This window comes from Polaribacter sp. 2305UL8-11, from assembly GCF_058147165.1.
This window is the reverse complement of the sequence record NZ_JBYVJW010000011.1, coordinates 1-24,898: the sequence shown is the minus strand read 5'-3', so window position 1 is coordinate 24,898 and position 24,898 is coordinate 1. Positions and strand designations below refer to the sequence as shown.

Below are 24,898 nucleotides of genomic sequence, written 5' to 3'. Positions count from 1 at the left end.
TCATACGAATATACTATTTTTGTTTAAAATTTAACAAAAACCATTAAAAATGTTTAAAAATTTAGTAATTGTTTGTTTTTTAGGACTGTTAGCTATTGTTTTAGGAGCTTTTGGAGCGCATGCTTTAAAAGAAATTTTAACTCCACAAGAATTATTGAGTTTCGAAACAGGAGTTCGCTATCAAATGTATCATGTAATTGTTTTGCTTTTTGTAAATACTTATCAAGGGTTTTCTTCTTCTCAAAAAAATATAATTAGCAATCTTTTTTTCTTAGGCATTCTATTTTTTTCAGGCTCTATCTATGCAATTCATTTAACCTCTATAACCGCAAAATCTATTTGGTTTATCACCCCTTTAGGAGGATTGATCTTAATTTTAGGTTGGTTTATAATGATTACAGTATTCGTAAAGAAATTAAAAAAAAGTTGAATAAATAATAATTCTTAATCAACTTTAAGTACGTTTTAAAATATTGTTTAATTTTGTCCCAACTAAAAACATCAAAAATATTGATATGGTAGATACAAATACGAAATCGATTTCGTTAAATAGTCTAGGAATCAAAAATGCAACAGTTCGTTATCAGTTAACTTCAGACGAACTACACAGCGAAACTTTAAAAAAAGAACAAGGAAAAGAATCATCTTTAGGTGCAATAGCAGTTAATACTGGTCAGTTTACAGGACGTTCTCCAAAAGATCGTTTTATTGTAAAAGATGAAGTAACCAAAGATGAGGTTTGGTGGAGTGACATTAACATCCCTTTTGAGTCTGAAAAATTTGACTTGTTGTATGATAAAGTAGTTCATTATCTTTCTGAAAAAGAAATTTTTGTTAGAGATAGTTATGCTTGTGCAGATGAGAATTATAAATTAAATATTAGAGTTGTTAATGAGTATCCATGGAGTAATATGTTTGCTTACAACATGTTTTTACGTCCTACAGCAAAAGAATTGGAAACTTTTTCTCCAGAATGGACAGTAATTAACGCTCCAGGTTTTATGGCAAATCCAGAATTAGATGGAACACGTCAACATAATTTTGCCATATTAAACTTTAGCAAAAAGATTGCTTTGATTGGTGGAACTGGTTATACAGGTGAGATTAAAAAAGGAATTTTTTCTGCTTTAAATTTTATTTTACCAGTGTATAAAAATACTTTACCAATGCATTGTTCTGCAAACGTTGGTAAAGATGGAGATACTGCAATTTTCTTTGGGTTGTCTGGAACAGGAAAAACAACCTTATCTACAGACCCAGAAAGAAGTTTAATTGGTGATGATGAACATGGTTGGACCTCAGAGAATACCGTTTTTAATTTTGAAGGGGGTTGTTATGCGAAAGTAATTAATTTATCAAAAGAACAAGAACCAGAAATTTTTGGAGCTATTAAAAAAGGAGCAATTCTTGAAAATGTGGTGATGGATAAAGAAGGTGTAATAGATTTTGCAAACACTTCAATTACACAAAATACAAGAGTTAGCTACCCTATTTATCATATAGATAACATTAAAAAACCATCTATAGGTAAAAATCCAAAAAATATTTTCTTTTTAACTGCTGATGCTTTTGGAGTTTTGCCTCCTATTTCTAAATTAACACCAAGCCAAGCAGCATATCATTTTATATCTGGTTATACAGCAAAAGTTGCAGGAACAGAAGCAGGTGTTACAGAGCCAATGCCAAGTTTTTCAGCTTGTTTTGGTGCGCCTTTTATGCCTTTACACCCTACTAGATACGCAGAAATGTTAAGTGAAAAAATGACAGAAGCTGGCGTAAATGTTTGGTTGGTTAATACAGGTTGGTCTGGAGGTAAATATGGAGTTGGAAAAAGAATGCCTTTAAAATATACAAGAGCAATGATTACTGCTGTTTTAGAAGGTAAATTGGGCGATTATACGTACGAAGATTATCATATCCATTCTGTATTTGGAGTAGCCCAACCAAGAACTTGTCCTGGAGTTCCAACAGAACTTTTAAGCCCAAGAGCTACTTGGAATAATGATGAAGCTTATTATAATGAAGCATTTAAACTATCTAATGCTTTTAGAAAGAATTTTAAAAAATACGAAGAGTTTGCTAGCGAGGAAATCCGAAGAGGAGGTCCACAACGTTATGCATTTTAGTAGTTTTTTGTTTTTAAAGGAAAACACCTCTTTTTGAGGTGTTTTTTAGTTTAAAAAAGTATCTTTAGTCAAGAATTTTAAAATTCATCTTTTATGATTAAAAAATGGTTTCAAAATATTGGTCCAGGTACATTGGTTGCAGCTGCATTTATTGGTCCAGGTACAGTAACTTTGTGTACTTTGGCTGGAGTAAATTTTGGATTTAATTTACTTTGGGCAATGTTGCTTTCTGTGATTGCAACCATAGTTTTACAAGAAATGGCAGCAAGATTGGGCATTATTTCTCAAAAAGGATTGTCTGAAGTTATTAGAGAAGAAATTAAGCATCCATTTTTTAAACAATTTATTACCTTTTTAATTTTAGCAGCAGTTGTAGTCGGAAATGCTTCTTATGAAGCTGGAAATATTAGTGGCGGAATTTTAGGTTTAGAAACTATTTTAGGAAAATCTATTATAAATATTGGTTCAGTTTCTATTAATTTAATGAGTTTATTAATTGGTTTTATCGCTTTTATATTGCTCTATATTGGTAATTATAAGTTTTTAGAAAAAGCCTTAATTACGCTTGTTTTAATAATGAGTATTTCATTTTTAATAACTGCAATTGTAACAAAACCAGCTATTTTAAAAATTTTAGACGGACTTTTTATTCCGAAGTTTCCAGAAAAAAGTTTGCTAACAATTATTGGTCTAATAGGCACAACAGTGGTGCCTTATAACTTATTTTTACATGCTTCTTTAGTTAAAGAACGTTGGCATAAAAAAGAAAACTTATCTGCTGCAAGAAAAGATACTGTAATTTCTATTATTTTAGGTGGCTTAGTTTCTATGGCAATTATTGTTTCTGCAGCAGCAATTCAAACTACTAATATTACCAATGCAGCAGATTTGGCAAAAGGGTTAGCACCTTTGTATGGCGAATTTGCAAAATATTTTTTAGGACTGGGATTATTTGCAGCAGGAATAACTTCTGCAATAACAGCACCTTTAGCTGCAGCTTATGTCGCAAAAGGATGTTTAGGCTGGAAGGTTGGTTTAAAATCTAAAAAATTCAGGTTTGTTTGGATGGTTATTTTATTTTTAGGTGTTTTATTTTCATCTATAGGAATAAAACCTATCGAAATTATAAAATTTGCGCAAGTTGCAAATGGAATGTTATTACCAGTAATTGCAGGAATTTTATTATGGATTATGAATAAAAAATCTATTTTAGGGAAATTTATCAATAATAAAACTCAAAATTTTTTAGGATTTTTCATTTTAGCAATCACAATATTTTTAGGAGCCAAAGGAATTTTAAAAGTATTTAATTTTATATAAAATGAAGGTTGATATTAATTGTGATGTGGGTGAAGGAATGAGAAATGAGCATCTACTAATGCCATATATTTCTTCTTGCAATATTGCTTGTGGAGGCCATTTTGGTGATGCAAGCTCAATAGATAAAACCATACAGTTAGCCATTAAAAATAATGTTTTGATTGGGGCACATCCGTCTTTTCCTGATACAAAAAATTTTGGAAGAAAAGTGCTGCAAATTTCTAAACAAGAGCTCCAAAAAAGTATCCAAAATCAGTTGGATTTATTTTTAGAAAGGTTGGCAAAATTCAATCAAAAGTTACATCACATAAAGCCTCATGGAGCTTTGTACAATTTAATTGCAGTAGATGAAATTGCTGCTACAAATTTTATTGAATCGATTTTAAAATACACAAATAATGTGTTTTTATATGTGCCATTTAATTCTGTAATAGAAAAAATAGCCATTAAAAATAATGTTAGCATTAAATATGAAGCTTTTGCAGATAGGAATTATAATGATAATTTGACATTGGTTTCAAGAACAAAAGAAAATGCTATAATTTCTAACCCTAAAGAAGTTTTTAATCATATTTTAAAAATGGTTTCCGAAAAAAAAGTAAAAACAATTTCTAACCATGAAAAAGAAATAAAAGCAGATACTTTTTGTATTCATGGTGATAATGAAAACTCATTAGAAATCGTAAAATATATTTCTCAAAAATTTGCTAAAAAAGGGATTTATATTGGCTGATAAAATTACATATAAACCTTTTGGAGATAAAGCTGTTTTAATTGAATGGCAATCTGTAATTAGTGAAGAAATACTAGCTGATATTTTACGTTTTAAAACTAAAATTAAGCAAAATTATAAAGCACATTTTTCTGACATTATTGTTGGTTACAATTCGTTAACCATAAAATTGGAAAACCATTATCAAAGCTTTTCTGATCAAGTTTTAATTTTAAAAAATATTTATCAATCAGATATAGAAATAAAAAAACAAAGTAATTATATATGGAAAATACCTGTTTGTTATGATTTGGATTTTGGGACTGATTTAGAAGAAATTTCAATAAAATCAGGGTTAAAAATTGAAAAAATTATTCAATTACATACAAAAAGTATATATACAGTTTTCTTTATAGGGTTTTTGCCAGGTTTTCTATATTTAGGCGGATTGAATGAACAATTATATTTTAATAGAAAACCAAACCCGAGATTGCAAGTAGAAAAAGGATCTGTTGCAATTGGTGGCAAACAAACAGGAATTTATCCAGTAAATTCTCCTGGAGGCTGGAATATTATTGGTAAAACTCCAATTAGTTTTTTTAATGTAGCTCATAAAAATCCTTGTTTTGCAAAATCTGGAGATAAAATACAGTTTGAGTCAATTTCTTTGGATGTGTATTATCAATTAAAAAAAGAAATTGCCCTAAATAAATATCAACTTTCTAAAACTCTATTAAATGATTAAAGTTTTAAAAGCTGGTTTTTATACAACAATTCAAGATAGAGGTAGAGCAGGTTACGCAGAAATTGGTATTCCTATTTCTGGTGTTATGGACTCATATTCTGTAAATATTGCGAATAGTATTTTAGGGAATTCTTTAGAGGATGCAGTTTTAGAAATTACTTTTGGTGGAACAGAACTGGAGTTTTTAAATGATACATTTATAGCGATTTCTGGTGCAGATTTTACTATTCGCATTAATAATAAAATCGCAAAACAAAATACTAGAATTCAAGTTTTTAAAAATGACGTTTTGTCTTTTGGGAAAGTTAATTTTGGAGTAAGATCTTATATGGCTGTTAAAGGCGGTTTTCAAACCCCAAAAATAGTAGGAAGTAGAAGTCAATATCTAAACATTACTAAAGATTTTCGAATTAATAAAGATGATATTTTACCTGTAAAACAATCTTTTAAAGGGTTAGAAATTTCGAATACATCAATCAAATTAGATAAAAACCATTTTACGTCAAATGTTTTAGAATGTACTAAAGGACCTGAATTTGATTTGTTAAACGTTTATCAAAAAGAACAAATTTTTAATCAATTATTTACAATTTCAAAAGATAATAATAGGATGGGTTATCGATTGAATGAAGTTTTAGAAAATGACCTTCCATCAATACTAACATCAGCAGTTTTACCTGGTACATTGCAATTAACACCATCAGGAAAAATGATTATTTTAATGAGAGATTGTCAAGTTACTGGTGGTTATCCAAGAATTTTGCAACTCAAAGAAAGTGCAATGGCCATATTATCACAAAAAACAACCAATAACTCACTTCGTTTTTCTGTTTTTTCTTAAAAGAGTCAACTTTAAAGTTATTTGAGGTAAGGTAAACTCTGTAATACCTTTATCTTTGAGGTGTATTTGTTTAAAATACCATTAAAATTAAGTCTAATTATAAAAAATAAATAAAATGAGTAATTTATCATCAGTATTATTAGGAACAGCAGTAGGAGCTGCATTAGGAATATTATTTGCTCCAGATAAAGGAGAAAATACAAGAAAAAAACTTAGAACAGAAGCATTAGGAGCAAGAGATAAAGTTGCCGAAAGCGCAACAGAAATCAAAGAAAAAATAGCTTCTACAGTAAGTTCTAAAAAAGAAAGTTTTGATGCTCAGTTAGAAAATGTAATGACAAATGTTAGTTATAAAGCAGAGGATGTTATAACTTCTTTAGAAAAAAAATTAAACGAGTTGAAAGCAAAAAACAAAGAATTTCAGAAAAAACACAGTGGATCTTCAAAAGCGGGTTCTGTAACTGCATAATTTATGAGCATTATAGATAACATAAATAATTCTTCTGAAAACGCTGCAGATGTTGGTAAGAAAATAGCTAAGACATCTTACGATTATTACAAGCTAAAAGCTTTCCATTTATTAACACAGTCTACGAGTACAATTGTTAAATTGATAGTTGTTGGAGGTTTGATAAGTTTAGGAGTTGTGTTTTTATCAATTTCTTCTGCAATTCTATTAGGAGAATATTTACAAAGTTTGCCATTAGGTTTTCTTTTGATAGGACTTGTATTTGTCTTTTTTGGATTGATAATGTTTTTGATAAGAAAAAATATTGATACTAAAATTATAAAAAGTTTTTCAGAAAAATTTTTCACAAATTCTAAACCCTTTTAAGATGAGAAAATATGAAAACTTTAGTCAAATAGAACAAGATTTAAAAATGTTAAATCTTGAAAGAAAAATAGCTTTAGAAGAATTAAAAGTTGTGAAAAATAATTTTGAAGAAGGGTTAAAACCATTAAGTTTAGTAGCTAGTATTGCAAAATTTGCATCTAAATACGGTTTACTACTTCTTGTAAAAAAAATATTTAAATAAAATTAGAAGTAATTTAATTTAAGTAATTGAAACATGTTATAAAAATAAAATCTTTAGAAAATATTTGCTAAAGATTTTTAGGTTGGTTGATTTGAGGCTGTCTTTTTAAGGCAGCCTTTTTTATTTGAGTTAATAACAGTTTTGTCTGCGTTAAGTTAACTCTTTAAATACTTTTACCTTTGAAGTGTTATGAGATAGAAAGACTATTTCAACACTAACCTTAAAAATTTTAAATTATGTTACGTTGGACAATTACATTTGTTATAATCGCATTAATAGCTGCTGTTTTAGGATTCGGAGGAATTGCTGGAGCTGCTGCAGGAATCGCTAAAATAATCTTCTTTGTATTTTTAGTATTATTTGTACTTTCTTTAATAAAAGGTGGAGCAAAAAAAATATAATTTGCAAATAATTAAAATATAACTAAAAAAGTTATTAAAAAGAAAAATCTAAATAGTTCTTTGGTTAAAAACCTAAGAACTATTTTTTTATAAATCCATTTTCTTTGGCATGTTTTATAGCTTCTTTACTGGTTTTTACCATTAAAACAGGTGTGGTTTTATAATTTTTCATCAAGTTTAAAATCCGATTTGATTTTTTTTGATGATTTACATCTCTAATATAAATTGCTTTTATACGATTTGGATTATTTTCTGTAATATTCATGTAAATATCTGTATCATATTCACCAGCATCACCAATTAAAATAAATTGCATGGTTGGATAGGTTTTTAAAATATTTAGAATTTCTTTATGTTTTTGTACTTTTTCACCTTTTTTCTTGTGTAGTATATTGTTTACACTTCTAAGCAAAATAGCACCTTTAGGAAAATTATTCTTTTTTAAAAATAGTTCTAAATATCTATATAAATTCCATGGACTATGGCTTACATAAAATATAGGGTTTGCATTTTTACCAGAAATACCCAAATGCAATAGGCTATAAAATTCTGAAGCCCCTACTAAAGCTTTTCTTTTTATGGGTGATTTAAAAAAAGTATTTATCAAAACTCGCCATTTTAATTTAGAAACTACACCAGTATGTAAAATAGTATCATCAATATCACTTACAACTCCATACTCAACATCTTCAGAAGGGATTAAAACTTCTCCAGGAAATCTATTTCCATTATTTATAGTCCTATTTACGTGTGCATTGCTATATGCAATTTCGTATTGCAACCAACCTTCTTCGTTTGTTAATTCTTTTAAATTATCTATTTTTTCATCAATAACAAAATACCCATCATTATCTGTAATTGTTTTTATTTTGTAATTATTTGGTAGTGTTACTGTAAGTTCTGTGTTTCTTATTTCATCACTTTCAAAACGTTTCCAAGAGTTTATTAAGAGACTAAAAAAGTTTTTGCGTTCTAAATTTATCTTTTCATCTTCTAAAGCCCTGCCTCTAACATAAAAACAATTGTTGGTGCTATAACTTTGAAAGGTGATAATCTGTAAAGAGTCTTTTGAAAATATTCCCATATATGTTTTTTTAGTTACACATTAGACAAAAAAAACCACACAAAGTGTGGTTTTTTGATGTAGTAATTATATATAAAAATTACTCCTTTTTTTCTAAAATAACTTCAACATTTTCCGTTATTGTCTCATTATTTTTACCAGCTTTTACAGAAATAATTTTTCCAGCTTCTTTAGCTTTTTGCTCTATTTCTGCAACAGTTCCTTCAATCTTCTGGATATCAGTTACAACTTCACCATTAATAGTTTTAGTAGTTGTAATAGTTGCCATTGCTAATTCTCCAGAAGTTTGTTTAATTTCAACTTTAACTTCTTTTTTAGTGTTGTAGTCAGAAACATCAGCACTATTCATAGCAATACTTGGTGCAATTACAAGAGCAACTACAGACATTAATTTTAATAAAATGTTTAAAGAAGGTCCAGAAGTATCTTTAAAAGGATCTCCAACTGTATCACCTACAACTGCTGCTTTATGAGCTTCAGTACCTTTTCTTCCTTCTTCTTCAATTGTTTTCTTTGCGTTATCCCAAGCACCACCTGCATTAGATTGGAAAATTGCCATTAAAACACCACAAGTTGTAACACCTGCAAGAAGCCCTCCTAACATTTCTGCTCCACCTAAAAAACCAACAGCAACAGGAACAGCAATAGCCAATAAACCTGGTAATACCATTTCTCTAATAGATGCTTTTGTAGAAATATCTACACATTTATCATATTCTGCAATACCATCAGCAGCATCAAAAATAGCTCTTTGCTCTTTGGTTGCTTTTGTCATGTCAGAATCTACAGCTCTCATTACTTCTAAAGCCGCTTTTAATTGAGGGATATCTCTAAATTGACGACGAACTTCTTCTATCATAGCCATTGCAGCTTTACCTACAGCATTCATAGATAATGCAGAAAATACAAATGGCAACATACCACCAAGTAATAAACCAGCCATAATTTTAGGCTGAGAAACATCAATAGCAATTACACCAGCAGTTTTCATAAAAGCAGCAAATAAAGCTAAAGCTGTTAATGCAGCAGATGCAATTGCAAAACCTTTACCAACAGCTGCAGTAGTGTTACCTACAGCATCTAATTTGTCTGTACGTTCTCTAACTTCACTTGGTAATTCTGCCATTTCTGCAATACCACCAGCATTGTCACAAATTGGTCCATAAGCATCTACAGCTAACTGGATTCCTGTATTTGCCAACATTCCAACAGCAGCAATAGCAATACCATATAAACCTGCATAATGATGCGAAATAATAATAGCAGCAGCAATTAATAAAATTGGAATTGCTGTAGACATCATACCAACACCTAAACCAGCAATAATATTTGTTGCAGAACCAGTTTCTGATTGTTTTACTATAGACATTACAGGTTTTTTACCAGTAGCAGTATAATATTCTGTTATTTTACCAACACCTAAACCAGCAACTAAACCAGCAATTGTTGCCCAAAATACACCCATAGCTCCATAAGGTAAACCTTCTACAGATTCTGGGATTAAAGCATTAATAATAAAGTAAGAAGCAACTACCATTAAACCTGCAGAACCAAACTCACCAATATTTAATGCTGTTTGTGGGTTTCCACCATCTTTTACTTTAACAAAAAAGCTTCCTAAGATAGACATTACAATACCTACAGCTCCAAGAACTAAAGGTAAATATACTGCTCCTAAACCATCAAAATTTGGTGTTAAGATAAATGCTCCTAAAACCATTGTACCAATAATAGAACCTACATAAGATTCAAATAAATCTGCTCCCATACCAGCAACATCACCAACATTATCACCCACGTTATCTGCAATTGTTGCAGGGTTTAAAGGATGATCTTCTGGAATACCTGCTTCTACTTTACCTACCAAATCTGCACCAACATCTGCAGCTTTTGTATAAATACCACCACCAACTCTTGCAAACAATGCAATAGATGAAGCTCCTAAAGAAAAACCTGAAAGAACATTAAGTACCATAGATAAATTTTCTGCTCCTGGCCAAATGTTTTGATATAAAACAAATAAACCACTTAAACCTAAAATACCTAAACCAACAACACCTAGCCCCATTACAGCACCACCTGCAAAAGCTACTTCTAAAGCTCTACCTAAAGAGGTTCTAGCTGCTTCTGTTGTTCTAACATTAGCTTTGGTTGCTACTTTCATACCAATAAAGCCTGCTAAAGCAGAACAGATTGCACCAATTATAAAAGATGCAGCTACCATTCCATTAGAACCTACTTCATTAGATCCTTTAAAGAATAATAAAATTGCAACAGCAATTACAAAAATTGCTAACACTTTATATTCAGCTTTTAAAAATGCCATTGCACCATCTGCAATGTTTTTAGCAATTCTAGACATTTTTTCATTACCTACAGCTTGTTTTGAAACCCATCCGCTTTTAAGAAAAACAAAGATTAAAGCGACTACTCCAAAAAGAGGTAAAAATTTTACTATTAATTCCATATTTAGTTAGTTAATTTTAAATTAATTATTTTAAACGGTGCTAAAAGTAGTAAAATTAAAGTGATAAAAAAAGCATACATAAATTAAAGATTCTATATTCAAAGTCTCTTATATTATTATATTTTTAATACTATGACTAAAGTCAGTTTTATCTAATAGTTCTATTGTTTTTTAGTATGGTAATTTATGTTGATATAATTATGTTTGATAATAGGAACTATATATCTTTTTAAGCCAAAAAAAAACATCTTAGAAATAAGATGTTTTTTATAGTAACAATACTAATTATATTGTAAATGTTCTTTTCTTTTTATGCTCACTATTATTATAACGTGTTACACATTCGTGGTAAATTTTTATAGCTTCTTCTGCATTACCCCAACCACCTACATCTACTTTTTTCTTTTCTAAATCTTTATATACTTGAAAAAAATGTTCGATTTCTTTTAGTCTATGAGGATTTAAATCGGAAATATCACTTCTTTTACTCCAAACTGGATCTGTAACAGGTACACATATAATTTTTTCATCTGGTCCCTTTTCATCAGTCATGTGAAACACACCAATTGGTCTTACTTCCATAACAACCATTGGGTAAGTAGGTTCTATAGATAAAACTAAAACATCTAAAGGGTCTTTGTCTAAAGCTAAAGTTTCTGGTATAAAACCATAATCTCCAGGGTACATCATTGAAGAAAATAGAGTTCTGTCAAAACGAATTTTATTTAATGTAAAATCGTACTCATACTTATTTCTACTCCCTTTAGGAATCTCTATTAAAACGTCAAATGTTAATTTTTCTTTTTTACTCATTTCTCTCTTTAAATTAGGCTGCAAAAATAGGTTTTTAATAAAGTTTATGAATTGTTTTTTATAAAAAATTACGCAATTGTTTTCGAGTATTTTCTAACTAAAAAAAATCCTTTTCATATTTAGAAAAGGATTTTTAAAAGTTTATTTTAAAAAAGTATTATATATAGAGTACTTCTTTAACAGCTTTAATAACATCTTTATGGTTAGGTATCCATTTCTCTAACAATACAGGAGAATAAGGTGCAGGAGTATCTGCAGTAGTTATTCTTTTAATTGGAGCATCTAAATAATCAAAAGCTTCATCTTGAATTCTGTATGTAATTTCTGAAGCAACACTTGCAAATGGCCAAGCTTCTTCTAAAACGACTAATCTATTGGTCTTTTTTACAGACTCTATAATAGCTGCATGATCCATTGGACGTACAGTTCTTAAATCAATAATTTCTACAGAAATATTTTCTTTTGCCAATTCATCAGCAGCTTTGTAAGCTTCTTTTATAATTTTACCAAAAGAAACGATTGTTACATCTGTTCCTTCTCTTTTAATGTCTGCAACTCCAATTGGTATGATGTATTCTCCTTCAGGAATTTCCATTTTGTCACCATACATTTGCTCAGACTCCATAAAAATTACGGGATCATCATCTCTAATGGCTGCTTTTAATAAGCCTTTTGCGTCATAAGGATTAGATGGTACAATAACTTTTAAACCAGGAGTGTTTGCAAACCAGTTTTCGAAAGCTTGTGAGTGGGTTGCACCTAATTGACCTGCAGAGGCTGTTGGCCCTCTAAATACAATAGGGCAATTAAATTGACCACCAGACATTTGTCTGATTTTTGCAGCATTATTTATAATTTGATCAATTCCAACTAAAGAGAAGTTAAAGGTCATATACTCAACAATTGGTCTATTTCCATTCATTGCAGAACCTACTGCAACACCAGCAAAACCCAATTCAGCAATAGGAGTGTCAATAACTCTTTTCTCACCAAATTCATCTAACATACCTTTAGATGCTTTGTAAGCACCATTATATTCTGCAACTTCTTCACCCATTAAGTAAATGCTTTCATCTCTGCGCATTTCTTCACTCATAGCTTCACAAATTGCTTCTCTAAATTGAACTGTTTTCATCTATAATTAATTGTTGTTAATTTTTTGAAAAGCAAAAATAAGGAAATAATTATCATTTTCTTTAAACATACCTATAAACTACCTTATTTTTTTAGATGAAACACTTAATCGATTTCGTAAAATGTTAAATTATTTAAAATTTATTATGCATGCATAGTATTTTTTAAAAAAAAGACGTAATTTCGTCCTCAGATAATAAAGTATAAAAATAAAATTTATGAAAATATTGGTATGTATTAGTCACGTTCCTGATACCACTTCAAAAATTAATTTTACAGAAAACGATACAAAGTTTGATACAAGTGGAGTTCAGTTTGTAATTAATCCTTATGATGAATTTTGCTTAACAAGAGCCATGTGGTTTAAAGAAAAGCAAGGGGCTTCTGTAACAGTTGTAAATGTTGGTGGTGCAGAAACAGAACCTACTTTAAGAAAAGCTTTAGCCATTGGTGCAGATGATGCAGTTCGTGTAAATGCAAACCCTACAGATGGTTTTCAGGTAGCAAAAGAATTGGCAGCAGTAGTTAAAAATGGAGGATATGATTTGGTTTTAGCTGGTAAAGAATCTGCAGATTATAATGGACAAATGGTTCCTGGAATGTTGGCAACATTAACTGATTTTAATTTTATAAATGGTTGTGTTGGTTTAGAAGTTGATGGGACAAGTGTTTCTGCAACAAGAGAAATTGATGGTGGTAATGAAATGCTATCTTCAAGTCTACCTTTAGTTGTTGGTGGACAAAAAGGAATTGTAGAAGAAAAAGATTTACGTATACCTAATATGCGTGGAATTATGATGGCTCGTAAAAAACCTTTACAAGTTTTAGATGCTGTTGGTGGAGAAGCATCAACAAACATTAAATCATTTGAAAAACCAGCACCAAAAGGAGCTGTAAAATTAGTAGATGCAGATAATGTAGATGAGCTAATTAGCTTATTGCATAATGAAGCAAAAGTGATTTAGCAAAGCTAAATCATTCTGAACTTGTTTCAGAATATATAAAAAAAAATAAAATAATTTTGTTAGTATGATGATATTAAGAACCATCTACTAACAACTAAAAACTTATATAATATGTCTGTTTTAGTTTTTGCTGATTCATCAGAAGGAAAATTTAAAAAAACTGCTTATGAAGTAGTTTCATACGGAAAAAAAGTTGCAGAACAATTAGGTACAAATGTTGTTGCACTAACCATAAACGCAAACAATTCTTCAGAATTATATACTTATGGAGCAGAAAAAGTAGTTTCGGTATCTAACGATTCTTTAAATACTTTTAATGCAAAACAATATGCAGCAGTAGTTACAGAAGTTGCTAAAGCAGAAAATGCAAATGTTGTGGTTATTGATTCTAGTATAGATGGTTTATACTTAACACCATTGGTTGCTGTAAACTTAGAAGCTGGTTGTGCTACAAACGTTGTAGATGTGCCATCAACTACAAACCCTTTTACAGTAAAAAGAAAAGCATTTTCAAACAAAGCATTTTCAAACACTGTAATTTCTACAGAGCATAAAGTAATTGGTTTGGCAAAAAACTCTTTTGGAATTCACGAAAATCCAGTTTCTGGAACAACAGAAAGTTTTAATGCAACAATTTTAGATGCTGGAGTTTCATCAGAAAAAATAGAAAGAGTTACAGGTAAAGTTACAATTGCAGATGCAGATATTGTAGTTTCTGCTGGTAGAGGTTTAAAAGGACCAGAAAACTGGGGGATGGTTGAGGAATTGGCAGATGTTTTAGGTGCTGCAACTGCTTGTTCTAAGCCAGTATCTGATTTAGGTTGGCGTCCACACTCAGAACACGTTGGGCAAACAGGAAAACCAGTTGCGTCTAATTTGTATATTGCTATAGGTATTTCTGGAGCCATCCAACATTTAGCTGGTATCAACGCATCAAAAGTAAAAGTGGTTATTAATACAGATCCAGAAGCACCTTTTTTTAAGGCTGCAGATTACGGAATTGTTGGTGATGCTTTTGAAGTTGTACCAAAATTAATTGAAAAATTAAAAGTTTTTAAAGCTTCTTAAAAACCACTACAATAAAAAATGAATACAAAAACCTATCAATGAGAGTCGATAGGTTTTTTATTTTTATTAAATTGTGCCCTCTAAAAAGTTTTAAAAGATAACTTCAAAATTTTACAAACAACTTTTTAGCTTATGTAAATAAATTTATGAGTTTAATACAATTAACTATAAAAGGTATTTCTTACAGTCAAACTCAAAGTGGTGCTTACGCTTTAGTTTTAAGTGAAATGGAAGGTACAAGAACATTACCTATTATTATTGGTGCTTTTGAAGCACAATCTATAGCAATTGCTTTAGAGACAGAGATTAAGCCTCCAAGACCATTAACACATGACTTGTTTAAAACATTTTCTGATCGTTTTTTAATTACGATAAAAGAAGTGATAATTCATAAATTGGTTGATGGAGTTTTCTTTTCGAGTTTAATTTGCGAAAGAGATGGTATAGAAGAAACTATAGATACTAGAACTTCAGATGCTATAGCAATTGCAGTACGTTTTAAGGCACCTATATATACCTATGAAAATATTTTAGAAAAAGCTGGCATTTTTCTTAAAATAGAAGAAGAACTTTCTATTACAGAAACTTCAGAACCAGAAGAAATAAACTTAGAATTAGAAGAATTATCTACAAAAGAAAAAACTGCTTTTTCTGGGTTGTCATTAAAAGAACTAAACAACCAACTTAACAATGCAGTTGCTAACGAGAACTACGAATTAGCAGCAAAAATTAGAGACGAAATAAGTAAACGCTCTTAAAATTATTTCCATTATGAAAAAAGTACTTATTGCTATTTTTTGCCTATTATCTATTTCTTTGTTTTCTCAAAACCCAGAGAATATAAATGCCTCAGTAGAAATTTTACCAAGCCAAGGTTTTTCTTTTGGAAGTTTATGGAGAGGAGTTTTAGGGATGTTTTCTTTAATTGTTATTGCTTTTTTATTTAGTGCAAACAAAAAAGCAATAGACTGGAAGAAAATTGGAATTGGTCTAGCATTACAGTTACTAATTGCTATAAGTGTTTTAAAAGTACCTTTTGTTGAAAAAGCATTTGAATTTATAGGGGGAGTTTTTATAGAAATTTTAGAGTATACAAAAGCTGGAAGTGGTTTTTTATTCGGGCACATGGTAGATTTAACTAAGTTTCCATACATATTTGCATTTCAAGTGCTACCAACAATTATTTTCTTTTCTGCACTAACATCTTTGTTCTTTTATCTGGGTATTATTCAAAAAATTGTAAAGTTATTGGCTATTGTTTTGTCTAAATTTTTAGGTATTTCTGGTATGGAAAGTTTATCTGTAGCAGGGAATATTTTTTTAGGTCAAACAGAAGCCCCACTTTTGATAAAAGCTTATTTAGAAAAAATGAATAAGTCAGAAATGCTGTTGGTAATGATTGGAGGAATGGCAACAGTTGCTGGTGCAGTATTAGCAGCATATATTGGTTTCTTAGGAGGTGGAGATAAGGTTTTAGAACTAGTATTTGCAAAACACCTTTTAGCAGCATCAGTTATGGCAGCACCAGGTGCTATTGTTATTTCTAAAATTTTGTATCCACAAACAGAAAAGGTAAATACAGATGTAACTGTGTCTCAAGAAAAAATAGGTTCAAACATATTAGATGCAATTGCAAATGGTACTACAGAAGGTTTACGTTTAGCAGTAAATGTAGGAGCAATGTTATTAGTTTTTGTAGCAGTTATTGCTATGTTAAATGGTATTTTGGGTGGAATTGGAGGTTTTGATGGGATTGATTATTTTGGTTGGAACTTTACTTCTTTAAACGAAACTATCGCATCAAACACTTCATATAAAGCATTGTCTTTAGAGTTTATTTTAGGGTCGGTTTTTGCACCTTTAATGTGGTTAATTGGGGTGCCTTCTGTAGATATTTCTATGATGGGACAATTGCTAGGAATTAAATTAGCTGCTAGTGAATTTGTAGGATATATTCAACTTGCAGAGCTTAAAAACGTAGCCAATGCAACGCATTTAACGTTTAATAAATCTGTTATTATGGCCACATACATGTTGTGTGGTTTTGCAAATTTTGCGTCTATTGGTATCCAAATTGGTGGTATTGGTTCTTTAGCACCTGGCCAACGTAAAGTTTTATCAGAATTTGGAATGAAAGCCTTAATAGGAGGTACAATTGCTTCTTTAATGTCTGCAACCATTGCAGGGATGATTATAGGTTAAAGAAATATCGCTTTTGATTTAAGGTACTCAAATAATCTTTGTGGCATACTTTTTGGTTTTGTTAAGAAAACCTTAAAATGAAAAAAATACTACTATTTATATTCATTATTTCTACTATTGGGTATAGTCAAAAAATACCAGAATTATTTGCTGGTAAAAATCAATTAAAACTTTCTTCTTTAAGTATTAAAGCAAATGTTGTTGGTACAATTGCTACTACTACTTATGATATGATATTTTATAATTCAACTTTTAAAATTTTGGAAGGTGAATTAAGGTTTCCATTAGAAGAAAATCAAGAAATTTCTAGACTAGCTTTAGAAATGAATGGGAAATTGAGAGAAGGAGTTGTTGTAGAAAAAGAATTGGGTAGAATTGCTTTTGAAGGAATTGTTAGGAAAGGAGTAGATCCTGCATTACTAGAAAAAGGAAATGGAACTTACAAAGTAAGAGTTTATCCTATTCCTGCAAAAGGGTATAAAAGAGTAGTAATAGCTTATGAGCAGGAGTTATTTTATAAAGATGATGCACATTATTATCATTTACCATTAGGTTTTAAGCAAGAGGTAGATAAATTTAATGTAAGCATAGAGATTGTTAATCAAAATAAAGAACCTTTATTAATTGAAGGAGAAGAAACAATGTCTTTTTCGAACTGGAAAAATAGTTTTAAAACAAGTTTTAAAAAGGAAAATTATATACCTAACAAGAGTATTCAAGTAAAAATACCTTTTCAATTAAAGGAAGAAAAATTAATTGTTTCTCCTGGATATTTTTATTTCAATAAAATTTTAAAACGGACCACTAGAAAACGTAAAAAACCTAAGAATATAATATTATTATGGGATGCGTCTTTATCAATGATAAACAGAGATTTAGATAAGGAAATTGAATTGTTGGATACTTATTTTAAAGAACTTAGAGATGTAAACATTCAACTAATTTCATTTAGTAATGTGATTTTGAAAAAAGAAAAATTTATAATTAAAAAAGGAAATTGGTCAAATTTAAAAGCAATTTTAAAAAATACTGTTTATGATGGTGCAACATCATATTCTTTTTTTAAAAAAATAAAAGAAAAACCTGATGTGGTTATTCTTTCTTCTGATGGAATTACCACAATAAGTGAAACTTTTTTTAATTTACAAAAACCTGTTTTTATTATCAATAGTAAAACAACAGCTAATCATTCCAATTTATTTAAAATTGCAAAAAAGACAAAAGGAACTTATGTTAACTTAAATAGCAGTAGTATCTCAGAATCATTAAAAAATTTTAATACCATTCCTTTTGAATATTTAGGATATGAATCAACCACTAAAAATATAGAAGTTTATGCTTCTCAATTTTCAAAAAGTGTAATTAATTTTTCAGTTGCTGGTAAAAATTATCAAAAAGGACAAAAGATAAAGTTCTTTTTTGGTTTTGGAAATAAAATTACAGAAGAGGTTTCTATTACTTTAAAAGCAAAAAACTTAAATACAGATAAATCGATTGGTAGAATTTGGGCAAAAAATAAATTACAAACACTCATCGAAAATAAAAAAGAAAACAAGGAGCAAATTGTTGATTTAGCAACTTTATATGGTTTGGTAACTGAGTTTACTTCTTTAATTGTTTTGGAAGATGTTAAGGATTATATTAAGTACAATATTAATCCACCAAAAGAATTGCAAGAAGAGTATAATCGTTTAAAAAGTAAATCAAATAATCTAGTTTTTTTTAATTCAAATACTAATTCTTTAACTTCTCCTGTGGCAGAAAAAATAGAAATTATTGAAGATGAAAAAGAAATAGAAGAGACAATTATTGAATCTACAGAAACAGATGAATCTGAATTTATAAGCGTAGATGAAATTGTTGAACTGGAAGATGTCGAAGAAATTTCTGAAGATGTAAGTTTTATGAGTATTGAAGAAGTGCCAACTTTCCCATATTGTACAGGAAGTAATCAAGAAAAAAAAGAATGTTTTAACTCAGAAATAAAAAAACATATCCAAAATAATTTAAACTTTGAGATAATCAACCAACTTGGTTTATTATCAGGAAGAAAAAGAATTCTTGTACTATTTAAAATTTCAAAGAATGGATTTATAGAAGATGTAAATGTTAGAGCTCCTCATGAAACCATAAAAAATGAAATTATAAGGGTTATAAACTTATTACCACAAATGCTTCCAGGGAAACAAAGTGGAAAACCAGTAGACGTAAAATATACAATTCCAATAATTATAAACATAAATACATCTGGTCAAATTGATACTACATTTGATAGTAGAAATAATTACACCCAAAGAACACCAAGAAAGACAAAATCATTTACTCCATACAAGGGAAACTTAAAATTATATAATAGAATTCCAAAAACTGCATATTTAAATTCATTAGACTTTTTTAAAGATGAAGAATCTGCTTATTTATTTTACTTAAAACAGAGAAATAGTTATAAAGAAGTACTTCATTATTATATTGATGTTTCAGATTATTTTTATAGAAAATTTAAATCTGAAAAATATGCAAACCGTATTTTATCTAATGTTGCAGAATTAGATGCAGACAATTATGAGCTTTTAAAAGCTTTTGCATATAAACTGGAAGAAAGAAACAGAGGCGATTTAGCATTATTTGTATACAAGAAAATTTTAGAATTACGCCCAGAAGATGCACAATCTTATAGAGATTTGGCATTAGCTTATCAAAATAGAGGTTTATGCCAAAAAGCCTTCGATTTATTTTTAGACATTATTAATAAAAATATATATAAAAAAAATAAACATAGACGTGTTTTTGAAGGATTACAAAAAATAGCAGAAAAAGAAATAAAGTTTTTATATCATAAATATAAAGATGATTTAGACAAAGAAAAAATACCAAAAGAGTACTTTTTATCAAAAGTAGAACCTTTAGATTTTAGAGTTGTGGTAGATTGGAATCATAATGACACAGACATAGATTTACATATTATTGATCCTAATTTAGAAGAATGCTATTACAGCCATAATAGAACACAACAAGGTGGAGAAATGTCTAATGATATGACACAAGGTTTTGGACCAGAATCTTTTGTATTAAAAAAAGCTAAAAAAGGATTTTACTATATAAAAATTAAATATTTTGGAGATAATAAGCAAAAGATAGAAACACCAACATTTATGAAGGTAACTATTTTTAAAAATCAAGGGAGAAAAAACGAAGAGAAAATAGTAAGAGTAATTAGATTAACCAAAAATGATAATGAAGATATTATTTCAAAAATTAAAATTTAAAAGAAATGGTTTGTATTTTTAAAATAGTTAATAACCTATTAATAAAATATGCAATTGGTTTTTAAGTAATCAATTTCATTCTTTAAATTTACAAATAATTAATAGACAAAGTTTCTTCCTTTTTGGAAGACAGAAGATAGGCTTATGAAACAATATCACGATTTAGTAAAACACGTTTTAGAAAACGGAAATGAAAAAGGAGATAGGACAGGTACAGGAACTAAAAGTGTTTTTGGATATCAAATGAGATTTGATTTGAGTGAGGGTTTTCCTATGGTAACTACTAAAAAATTACACTTAAAATCGATTGTTTACGAATTACTTTGGTTTATAAAAGGAGATACAAATGTAAAATATTTGCAAGAAAATGGTGTCAGAATTTGGAATGAATGGGCAGATGAAAATGGAGATTTAGGACCCGTTTATGGGCATCAATGGCGTAATTGGAATAGCGATGAAATTGATCAATTAGAAGAAGTAATCAAATCTCTTAAAAACAATCCAAATTCAAGAAGAATGCTAGTTTCTGCTTGGAACCCTTCAGTTTTACCAGACACATCAAAATCTTTTTCAGACAATGTTGCTAACGGAAAAGCGGCTTTACCTCCTTGCCATGCTTTTTTTCAGTTTTATGTAGCAGATGGGAAGTTGTCTTGTCAACTTTATCAAAGAAGTGCAGATATTTTTTTAGGAGTGCCTTTTAATATTGCTTCTTATGCGTTATTTACAATGATGATTGCACAGGTTTGTGGTTATGAAGCAGGAGAGTTTATCCATACTTTTGGAGATGCCCATATTTATAACAACCACAAAGAGCAGTTAGAATTACAATTGTCTAGAGAAATTAGACCTTTACCTAAAATGAAAATTAACCCAGAAATAAAAAGTATTTTCAATTTTACTTTTGATGATTTTGAGTTAACAGATTACAATCCACATCCTCATATTAAAGGAGTGGTTGCAGTGTAAAAAAAAGCTTTCAAAAAATATTTTTTTTGAAAGCTTTTTTCTTTTTCAATAGCGTTTTTTTTTATAAACTTAAAACGCTATTTTCTGCTCCTGCAAAATCGTTCCAAGCAAAACTATCTGCTTCTTGTTCATTTACGTATGCACCATCAACTAAGTATCTAAATTCATAAGAATTTCCAGACTCTAAGTCTACAGTACCTTTAAAAGAGCCGTTTTTTAATTTTTTTAATGGAGTAGCTTTTTCATTCCACTCATTAAAACTTCCAACAACTGCTACTTTTTTAGCTTCTTCAGCTGGTACAGTAAATGTTACTTTACAAACTGGTTTGCTTTTCAAAAATTGTTTTTTAATTGCCATAATTATTTAATTCAAATTTTCGGTAAAATTATATAAGAATTATTAGATAACAAGCAATGTTTTTAAAGAATTTTAAAGAATTGTGAGTTTAATAATTTGTGTATTAAAATTATTGGTATTTCAAAAAAAAGAATGTACAAAATTATGGTATAGATAAAAATAATGGTTTTTCTTTATGGCTTGATTTTCAGTGTTTTTAGTCCGAAAACGTATTCGTTAATGTGTTTTTATACTTAAAAGTTGTTAAAAAAAGCAAATCTCTAAAGAATTGCTTTAATTTTGTCAGAAATTTTAGAAGTTTTATGATTACAATTATTGCAGCAATATCAAAAAATAATGCTTTAGGAAAGAATAATGATTTAATATGGCATTTACCTGCAGATTTAAAAAGATTTAAAAAGATAACTTCTGGTCATCACATATTAATGGGTAGAAATACTTTTGAATCTATAGGAAAACCTTTACCAAATAGAACTACAATTATTATTACTAGAAATAAAAATTATTTTAAAGATGGCTGCTTAATTGCTCATAGCATAGAAGAAGCAATAGATTTAGTAGAAAACGATGATAAAATATTTATAATTGGCGGAGCTCAAATCTATAAAGAAACTTTAGCAAAAGATTTAGCAGACCAATTAGACATTACTGTAGTGCATAAAGAGTTTGAAGCAGACGCATTTTTCCCTAAAATAGATGCTAATGTTTGGCAAGAAGTAGCTAGAGAAGATTTTAAGGCAGACGAAAAAAATAATTATGATTATAGTTTTTTAAGCTACCAGAAAATTTAATTAATTCTATTGGCTCTAAAACCACCACCTAAATTCATCCTATATTTTCTTTGAGCAAACAAAAAATAGTTAAATAGCATATAGTTTACTTCATAGCCATAGTCTATATTTTGTTGATAATCAATGTTATTTTCATAAATATTAGGATCAAATTGACTAGGGTTTAGTACTCTTTGGTTCCAGTTGATTACCCAAATTCTATTTCTTGCCTCTAAATAATTCTGAGAGTAAAAATTTCTTGGTTGTGCCACAGAACTCAAAAAAGCATTAAAACCTGGGTCTATTATTATAATTTCATACTCTAAGCTATCATTAGCAATAACTACAGGTTCTTCTTTTCCTGTATCATCTTTTTGTATTTTTGATGAACCACAAGCCCATAAAAAAAAGCTAATTAGAGTAATTGACAATGTATATTTTAAAAATTTCATCTTTATATATTTTAATTTGTTTCTCATTTAATTTCTAATCAAATGTAGTTCAGTTCTCTGAATTTAAAAATAGATAATGAGTGAATGCATACTTTTGATGAGCAAACAGTGAGAAAATACAAAAATTATTTTAAAATAGATAGATTGTTTGCACTTTTAACATTAATTTTAAATCGTTAAAATACTTTTTATGTCAAAAAAAATATTGTTTGTTTTGTCCCTTTTTTTGTTGATTTCCTGCAATGAAAACATCAAAAATAATACGTATGCTATTTTAGATGAAAAGGATAGAGCCCAATTAAAAGACAATTTATTAGAAGATAGATTTGCAAATCTTTTACCAGAATTAATGGATAAATCTACGATTGATATGTGGATTCTTATTTCTAGAGAATACAATGAAGACCCAGTTTTAAAAACAATGTTACCAGCAACTTGGTTAAATGCAAGGAGAAGAACCATTATTGTTTTTTATAGAAATAAAGAAAAAAACACTTTAGAAAGATTAGCTGTAGCAAGATATGATATAGGAAAAAGTATAAAATCTGCTTGGAATAAAGAAAAAGAACCCAACCAATGGAAAGCCTTAGTAGATTTGATTAAAGAAAGAAACCCAGATAAAATTGGGCTAAATTATTCTGATCATTTTGCATTAGCAGACGGTTTGGTAAAAACAGATTATGAGGCTTTTTTAAAAGCTTTGCCAGAAAATTTGAAAACAAAAATTGTATCCGCAGAAAAGTTAGCAATCCAATGGATTGAGACGAGAACTGAAAAAGAAATGCAACTTTTTAAAAAACTCGTAAAAATAACACACGATATTATAGATGAAACTTTCTCAGAAAAAACAATTACTCCAAATAAAACAACTACAGATGATTTAGTGTGGTTTATGCGTCAAAAAGTTACAGATTTAGGTTTAGAAACATGGTTTCATCCAACAATTGATGTGCAAAGAAGTAAAGAAAAGTTAAAATCTCATATCGAATCATTTTCGAAAGCTAAAAAAGAAGTTGTCATTCAGCCTGGAGATTTATTGCATTGCGATTTTGGGATTACATACATAGGTTTAAATACAGACTGTCAGCAACATGCGTATGTTTTAAAAAAGGATGAAACCGAAGTTCCAAAATTTTTAAAAGATGCTTTCAAAAAAGGAAATAGGGTACAAGATATATTAACAGCCAACATGAAATTGGGTAATACAGGAAATCAAATTTTAGCAGCATCTTTAAAACAAGGAAAAGCTGAAGGTTTAAGACCATCAATTTACACACATCCTTTAGGAAAATATGGGCACAGTGCAGGTGCCACTATTGGTATGTGGGATTCCCAAAATGGCGTTCCTTTTAATGGAGATTACCCTTTACAGAAAAATACAGCTTATGCCATAGAATTAAATACCACAGTACATATAAAAGAATGGGACAAAGACATTAGAATTATGTTAGAAGAGGCAGGTTTTTATGGAGATGGAACTTTTAAATATGTAAATGAAAGGCAAACTAGTATAAAACCAATTCAAATTAAATAAATGAAAACAAGATGTTTTTGGGTTACAGACAGTAAATTATACCAAGATTATCATGATAAAGAATGGGGAGAACCAGTTTATGATGATAAAACTTTATTCGAATTTTTAATTTTAGAAACTTTTCAAGCAGGTTTAAGTTGGATTACCATACTCAATAAAAGAGAAAATTTTAGAAAAGCTTTTGATGATTTCGACTATAAAAAAATTGCAAAATATCCAGAAAAAAAATACGAATCTCTATTGCAAGATGCTGGAATTATTAGAAATAAATTAAAGATTAGAAGTGCCATTACCAACGCACAATTATTTATAGAAGTTCAAAAAGAATTCGGCTCTTTCTCTAAATTTATATGGAGTTATGTTGATGGTACACCAATTGTAAATCAATTTCATAAAAGAGAAGAAGTGCCAGCAACTACACCTTTGTCTGATAAAATTTCTAAAGATTTAAAAAAGCGAGGATTTAAGTTTGTTGGTTCAACAGTAATATATGCTTATATGCAAGCTGTTGGTTTGGTAAATGACCATACAACAGATTGTTTTAAATATCCTGTAAACTGGTAATGTGGCAAAAAATGGTTGGTAATTTTTACATCAAGATTTGTTATATTCCCAAAGTTAATTTGAACAGGAC

General features: G+C 29.2%; 25 protein-coding genes. 19 read left to right on the top strand and 6 right to left on the bottom strand.

Translation table 11 applies throughout. The features are described from left to right. The first annotated feature begins 49 nt into the window (after positions 1–49). The 10 genes from ACY2RW_RS10930 to ACY2RW_RS10885 all read left to right on the top strand — a co-directional run bounded on the left by ACY2RW_RS10930 (position 50) and on the right by ACY2RW_RS10885 (position 7,182). Positions 50–430, top strand: a complete 381-nt coding sequence (locus tag ACY2RW_RS10930) for a DUF423 domain-containing protein (RefSeq protein WP_490122769.1) — start codon at positions 50–52, stop codon at positions 428–430. Positions 431–515: 85 nt separating this feature from the next. Further along, positions 516–2,126 carry a phosphoenolpyruvate carboxykinase (ATP) gene (gene pckA / locus ACY2RW_RS10925; RefSeq protein ID WP_490122768.1) on the top strand — a complete coding sequence of 537 codons (1,611 nt, stop codon included), beginning with the start codon at positions 516–518 and terminating at the stop codon, positions 2,124–2,126. A gap of 93 nt (positions 2,127–2,219) precedes the next feature. After that, positions 2,220–3,446 carry an Nramp family divalent metal transporter gene (locus ACY2RW_RS10920; protein WP_490122767.1) on the top strand — a complete coding sequence of 409 codons (1,227 nt, stop codon included), beginning with the start codon at positions 2,220–2,222 and terminating at the stop codon, positions 3,444–3,446. A 1-nt stretch (position 3,447) separates the two neighbouring features. Further along, the gene (pxpA, locus tag ACY2RW_RS10915) at positions 3,448–4,179 is read left to right on the top strand and encodes a 5-oxoprolinase subunit PxpA (protein ID WP_490122766.1); all 732 of its coding nucleotides are present in this window, start codon (positions 3,448–3,450) and stop codon (positions 4,177–4,179) included. Beyond that, positions 4,172–4,903: a 5-oxoprolinase subunit PxpB gene (gene pxpB / locus ACY2RW_RS10910; RefSeq protein WP_490122765.1), complete on the top strand. Its 732-nt coding sequence runs from the start codon at positions 4,172–4,174 to the stop codon at positions 4,901–4,903. The genes pxpA and pxpB overlap by 8 nt, the downstream gene beginning before the upstream one ends. Then, positions 4,896–5,744 (top strand): 5-oxoprolinase subunit C family protein, encoded by an 849-nt coding sequence (locus tag ACY2RW_RS10905; protein ID WP_490122764.1) that lies wholly within the window; start codon positions 4,896–4,898, stop codon positions 5,742–5,744. Before pxpB ends, ACY2RW_RS10905 begins: the two co-directional genes overlap by 8 nt. 115 nt (positions 5,745–5,859) lie before the next feature. Next, the gene (locus ACY2RW_RS10900) at positions 5,860–6,213 is read left to right on the top strand and encodes a YtxH domain-containing protein (RefSeq protein WP_490122763.1); all 354 of its coding nucleotides are present in this window, start codon (positions 5,860–5,862) and stop codon (positions 6,211–6,213) included. A gap of 3 nt (positions 6,214–6,216) precedes the next feature. After that, entirely contained in the window at positions 6,217–6,579 is a 363-nt protein-coding gene (locus ACY2RW_RS10895; protein ID WP_490122762.1) for a hypothetical protein, read from the top strand. Between the two features lies 1 nt (position 6,580). Continuing rightward, positions 6,581–6,781: a hypothetical protein gene (locus tag ACY2RW_RS10890; RefSeq protein WP_490122761.1), complete on the top strand. Its 201-nt coding sequence runs from the start codon at positions 6,581–6,583 to the stop codon at positions 6,779–6,781. A 236-nt stretch (positions 6,782–7,017) separates the two neighbouring features. Further along, positions 7,018–7,182, top strand: a complete 165-nt coding sequence (locus ACY2RW_RS10885; RefSeq protein ID WP_490122760.1) for a DUF1328 family protein — start codon at positions 7,018–7,020, stop codon at positions 7,180–7,182. A 79-nt stretch (positions 7,183–7,261) separates the two neighbouring features. On the opposite strand, the gene ACY2RW_RS10880 is transcribed toward ACY2RW_RS10885, so the two are convergent. The 4 genes from ACY2RW_RS10880 to ACY2RW_RS10865 form a co-directional block, all read right to left on the bottom strand. Beyond that, on the bottom strand, positions 7,262–8,266 hold the full coding sequence (locus ACY2RW_RS10880; RefSeq protein ID WP_490122759.1) for an App1 family protein phosphatidate phosphatase: 1,005 nt from the start codon (positions 8,264–8,266) through the stop codon (positions 7,262–7,264). A 79-nt stretch (positions 8,267–8,345) separates the two neighbouring features. Further along, positions 8,346–10,733, bottom strand: coding sequence for a sodium-translocating pyrophosphatase (locus ACY2RW_RS10875; RefSeq protein WP_490122758.1), 2,388 nt, complete (start codon positions 10,731–10,733; stop codon positions 8,346–8,348). Between the two features lie 285 nt (positions 10,734–11,018). Next, complete coding sequence (locus ACY2RW_RS10870) at positions 11,019–11,546, bottom strand: inorganic diphosphatase (protein WP_490122757.1); 528 nt, start codon at positions 11,544–11,546, stop codon at positions 11,019–11,021. Between the two features lie 157 nt (positions 11,547–11,703). Next, positions 11,704–12,681: a pyruvate dehydrogenase complex E1 component subunit beta gene (locus ACY2RW_RS10865; protein ID WP_490122756.1), complete on the bottom strand. Its 978-nt coding sequence runs from the start codon at positions 12,679–12,681 to the stop codon at positions 11,704–11,706. Between the two features lie 217 nt (positions 12,682–12,898). Between ACY2RW_RS10865 and ACY2RW_RS10860 the strand changes: the two genes are divergently transcribed. From ACY2RW_RS10860 to ACY2RW_RS10835, 6 genes are all read left to right on the top strand, one after another. Continuing rightward, positions 12,899–13,645, top strand: coding sequence for an electron transfer flavoprotein subunit beta/FixA family protein (locus ACY2RW_RS10860; RefSeq protein ID WP_490122755.1), 747 nt, complete (start codon positions 12,899–12,901; stop codon positions 13,643–13,645). Between the two features lie 111 nt (positions 13,646–13,756). Then, positions 13,757–14,713, top strand: a complete 957-nt coding sequence (locus tag ACY2RW_RS10855) for an electron transfer flavoprotein subunit alpha/FixB family protein (protein ID WP_490122754.1) — start codon at positions 13,757–13,759, stop codon at positions 14,711–14,713. Positions 14,714–14,859: 146 nt separating this feature from the next. Beyond that, on the top strand, positions 14,860–15,471 hold the full coding sequence (locus ACY2RW_RS10850; RefSeq protein WP_490122753.1) for a bifunctional nuclease family protein: 612 nt from the start codon (positions 14,860–14,862) through the stop codon (positions 15,469–15,471). Positions 15,472–15,484: 13 nt separating this feature from the next. Beyond that, positions 15,485–16,915 carry a NupC/NupG family nucleoside CNT transporter gene (locus ACY2RW_RS10845; RefSeq protein WP_490122752.1) on the top strand — a complete coding sequence of 477 codons (1,431 nt, stop codon included), beginning with the start codon at positions 15,485–15,487 and terminating at the stop codon, positions 16,913–16,915. Between the two features lie 77 nt (positions 16,916–16,992). Then, the gene (locus ACY2RW_RS10840) at positions 16,993–20,181 is read left to right on the top strand and encodes a DUF2135 domain-containing protein (RefSeq protein ID WP_490122751.1); all 3,189 of its coding nucleotides are present in this window, start codon (positions 16,993–16,995) and stop codon (positions 20,179–20,181) included. Between the two features lie 144 nt (positions 20,182–20,325). Further along, a complete protein-coding gene (locus ACY2RW_RS10835) occupies positions 20,326–21,150 on the top strand; it encodes a thymidylate synthase (RefSeq protein WP_490122750.1) in 825 nt (274 codons plus the stop codon). Positions 21,151–21,211: 61 nt separating this feature from the next. Here the strand turns inward: ACY2RW_RS10835 and ACY2RW_RS10830 are convergent, their stop codons facing one another. Continuing rightward, positions 21,212–21,508 carry an isoamylase early set domain-containing protein gene (locus ACY2RW_RS10830; RefSeq protein ID WP_490122749.1) on the bottom strand — a complete coding sequence of 99 codons (297 nt, stop codon included), beginning with the start codon at positions 21,506–21,508 and terminating at the stop codon, positions 21,212–21,214. Between the two features lie 302 nt (positions 21,509–21,810). Between ACY2RW_RS10830 and ACY2RW_RS10825 the strand changes: the two genes are divergently transcribed. Continuing rightward, on the top strand, positions 21,811–22,299 hold the full coding sequence (locus tag ACY2RW_RS10825; protein WP_490122748.1) for a dihydrofolate reductase: 489 nt from the start codon (positions 21,811–21,813) through the stop codon (positions 22,297–22,299). On the opposite strand, the gene ACY2RW_RS10820 is transcribed toward ACY2RW_RS10825, so the two are convergent. After that, the gene (locus tag ACY2RW_RS10820; protein WP_490122747.1) at positions 22,296–22,730 is read right to left on the bottom strand and encodes a DUF6146 family protein; all 435 of its coding nucleotides are present in this window, start codon (positions 22,728–22,730) and stop codon (positions 22,296–22,298) included. The genes ACY2RW_RS10825 and ACY2RW_RS10820 overlap by 4 nt on opposite strands. Before the next feature lie 190 nt (positions 22,731–22,920). Between ACY2RW_RS10820 and ACY2RW_RS10815 the strand changes: the two genes are divergently transcribed. Next, complete coding sequence (locus tag ACY2RW_RS10815) at positions 22,921–24,264, top strand: M24 family metallopeptidase (RefSeq protein WP_490122746.1); 1,344 nt, start codon at positions 22,921–22,923, stop codon at positions 24,262–24,264. Next, positions 24,265–24,828 carry a DNA-3-methyladenine glycosylase I gene (locus ACY2RW_RS10810; protein WP_490122745.1) on the top strand — a complete coding sequence of 188 codons (564 nt, stop codon included), beginning with the start codon at positions 24,265–24,267 and terminating at the stop codon, positions 24,826–24,828. Positions 24,829–24,898: the final 70 nt, after the last annotated feature.

What these genes read in the sequence shown, in the direction of transcription:
- ACY2RW_RS10885 (WP_490122760.1), top strand. Translation starts at nt 7,018, where the DNA reads ATGTTACGTTGGACAATTACATTTGTTATAATCGCATTAATAGCTGCT.
- ACY2RW_RS10850 (WP_490122753.1), top strand. Translation starts at nt 14,860, where the DNA reads ATGAGTTTAATACAATTAACTATAAAAGGTATTTCTTACAGTCAAACT.
- pckA (WP_490122768.1), top strand. Translation starts at nt 516, where the DNA reads ATGGTAGATACAAATACGAAATCGATTTCGTTAAATAGTCTAGGAATC.
- ACY2RW_RS10860 (WP_490122755.1), top strand. Translation starts at nt 12,899, where the DNA reads ATGAAAATATTGGTATGTATTAGTCACGTTCCTGATACCACTTCAAAA.
- ACY2RW_RS10895 (WP_490122762.1), top strand. Translation starts at nt 6,217, where the DNA reads ATGAGCATTATAGATAACATAAATAATTCTTCTGAAAACGCTGCAGAT.
- ACY2RW_RS10875 (WP_490122758.1), bottom strand. Translation starts at nt 10,733, where the DNA reads ATGGAATTAATAGTAAAATTTTTACCTCTTTTTGGAGTAGTCGCTTTA.
- ACY2RW_RS10845 (WP_490122752.1), top strand. Translation starts at nt 15,485, where the DNA reads ATGAAAAAAGTACTTATTGCTATTTTTTGCCTATTATCTATTTCTTTG.
- ACY2RW_RS10840 (WP_490122751.1), top strand. Translation starts at nt 16,993, where the DNA reads ATGAAAAAAATACTACTATTTATATTCATTATTTCTACTATTGGGTAT.
- ACY2RW_RS10815 (WP_490122746.1), top strand. Translation starts at nt 22,921, where the DNA reads ATGTCAAAAAAAATATTGTTTGTTTTGTCCCTTTTTTTGTTGATTTCC.
- ACY2RW_RS10870 (WP_490122757.1), bottom strand. Translation starts at nt 11,546, where the DNA reads ATGAGTAAAAAAGAAAAATTAACATTTGACGTTTTAATAGAGATTCCT.
- ACY2RW_RS10865 (WP_490122756.1), bottom strand. Translation starts at nt 12,681, where the DNA reads ATGAAAACAGTTCAATTTAGAGAAGCAATTTGTGAAGCTATGAGTGAA.
- ACY2RW_RS10810 (WP_490122745.1), top strand. Translation starts at nt 24,265, where the DNA reads ATGAAAACAAGATGTTTTTGGGTTACAGACAGTAAATTATACCAAGAT.
- ACY2RW_RS10855 (WP_490122754.1), top strand. Translation starts at nt 13,757, where the DNA reads ATGTCTGTTTTAGTTTTTGCTGATTCATCAGAAGGAAAATTTAAAAAA.
- ACY2RW_RS10905 (WP_490122764.1), top strand. Translation starts at nt 4,896, where the DNA reads ATGATTAAAGTTTTAAAAGCTGGTTTTTATACAACAATTCAAGATAGA.
- ACY2RW_RS10930 (WP_490122769.1), top strand. Translation starts at nt 50, where the DNA reads ATGTTTAAAAATTTAGTAATTGTTTGTTTTTTAGGACTGTTAGCTATT.
- ACY2RW_RS10890 (WP_490122761.1), top strand. Translation starts at nt 6,581, where the DNA reads ATGAGAAAATATGAAAACTTTAGTCAAATAGAACAAGATTTAAAAATG.
- ACY2RW_RS10880 (WP_490122759.1), bottom strand. Translation starts at nt 8,266, where the DNA reads ATGGGAATATTTTCAAAAGACTCTTTACAGATTATCACCTTTCAAAGT.
- ACY2RW_RS10830 (WP_490122749.1), bottom strand. Translation starts at nt 21,508, where the DNA reads ATGGCAATTAAAAAACAATTTTTGAAAAGCAAACCAGTTTGTAAAGTA.
- ACY2RW_RS10920 (WP_490122767.1), top strand. Translation starts at nt 2,220, where the DNA reads ATGATTAAAAAATGGTTTCAAAATATTGGTCCAGGTACATTGGTTGCA.
- pxpA (WP_490122766.1), top strand. Translation starts at nt 3,448, where the DNA reads ATGAAGGTTGATATTAATTGTGATGTGGGTGAAGGAATGAGAAATGAG.
- ACY2RW_RS10900 (WP_490122763.1), top strand. Translation starts at nt 5,860, where the DNA reads ATGAGTAATTTATCATCAGTATTATTAGGAACAGCAGTAGGAGCTGCA.
- ACY2RW_RS10820 (WP_490122747.1), bottom strand. Translation starts at nt 22,730, where the DNA reads ATGAAATTTTTAAAATATACATTGTCAATTACTCTAATTAGCTTTTTT.
- ACY2RW_RS10835 (WP_490122750.1), top strand. Translation starts at nt 20,326, where the DNA reads ATGAAACAATATCACGATTTAGTAAAACACGTTTTAGAAAACGGAAAT.
- ACY2RW_RS10825 (WP_490122748.1), top strand. Translation starts at nt 21,811, where the DNA reads ATGATTACAATTATTGCAGCAATATCAAAAAATAATGCTTTAGGAAAG.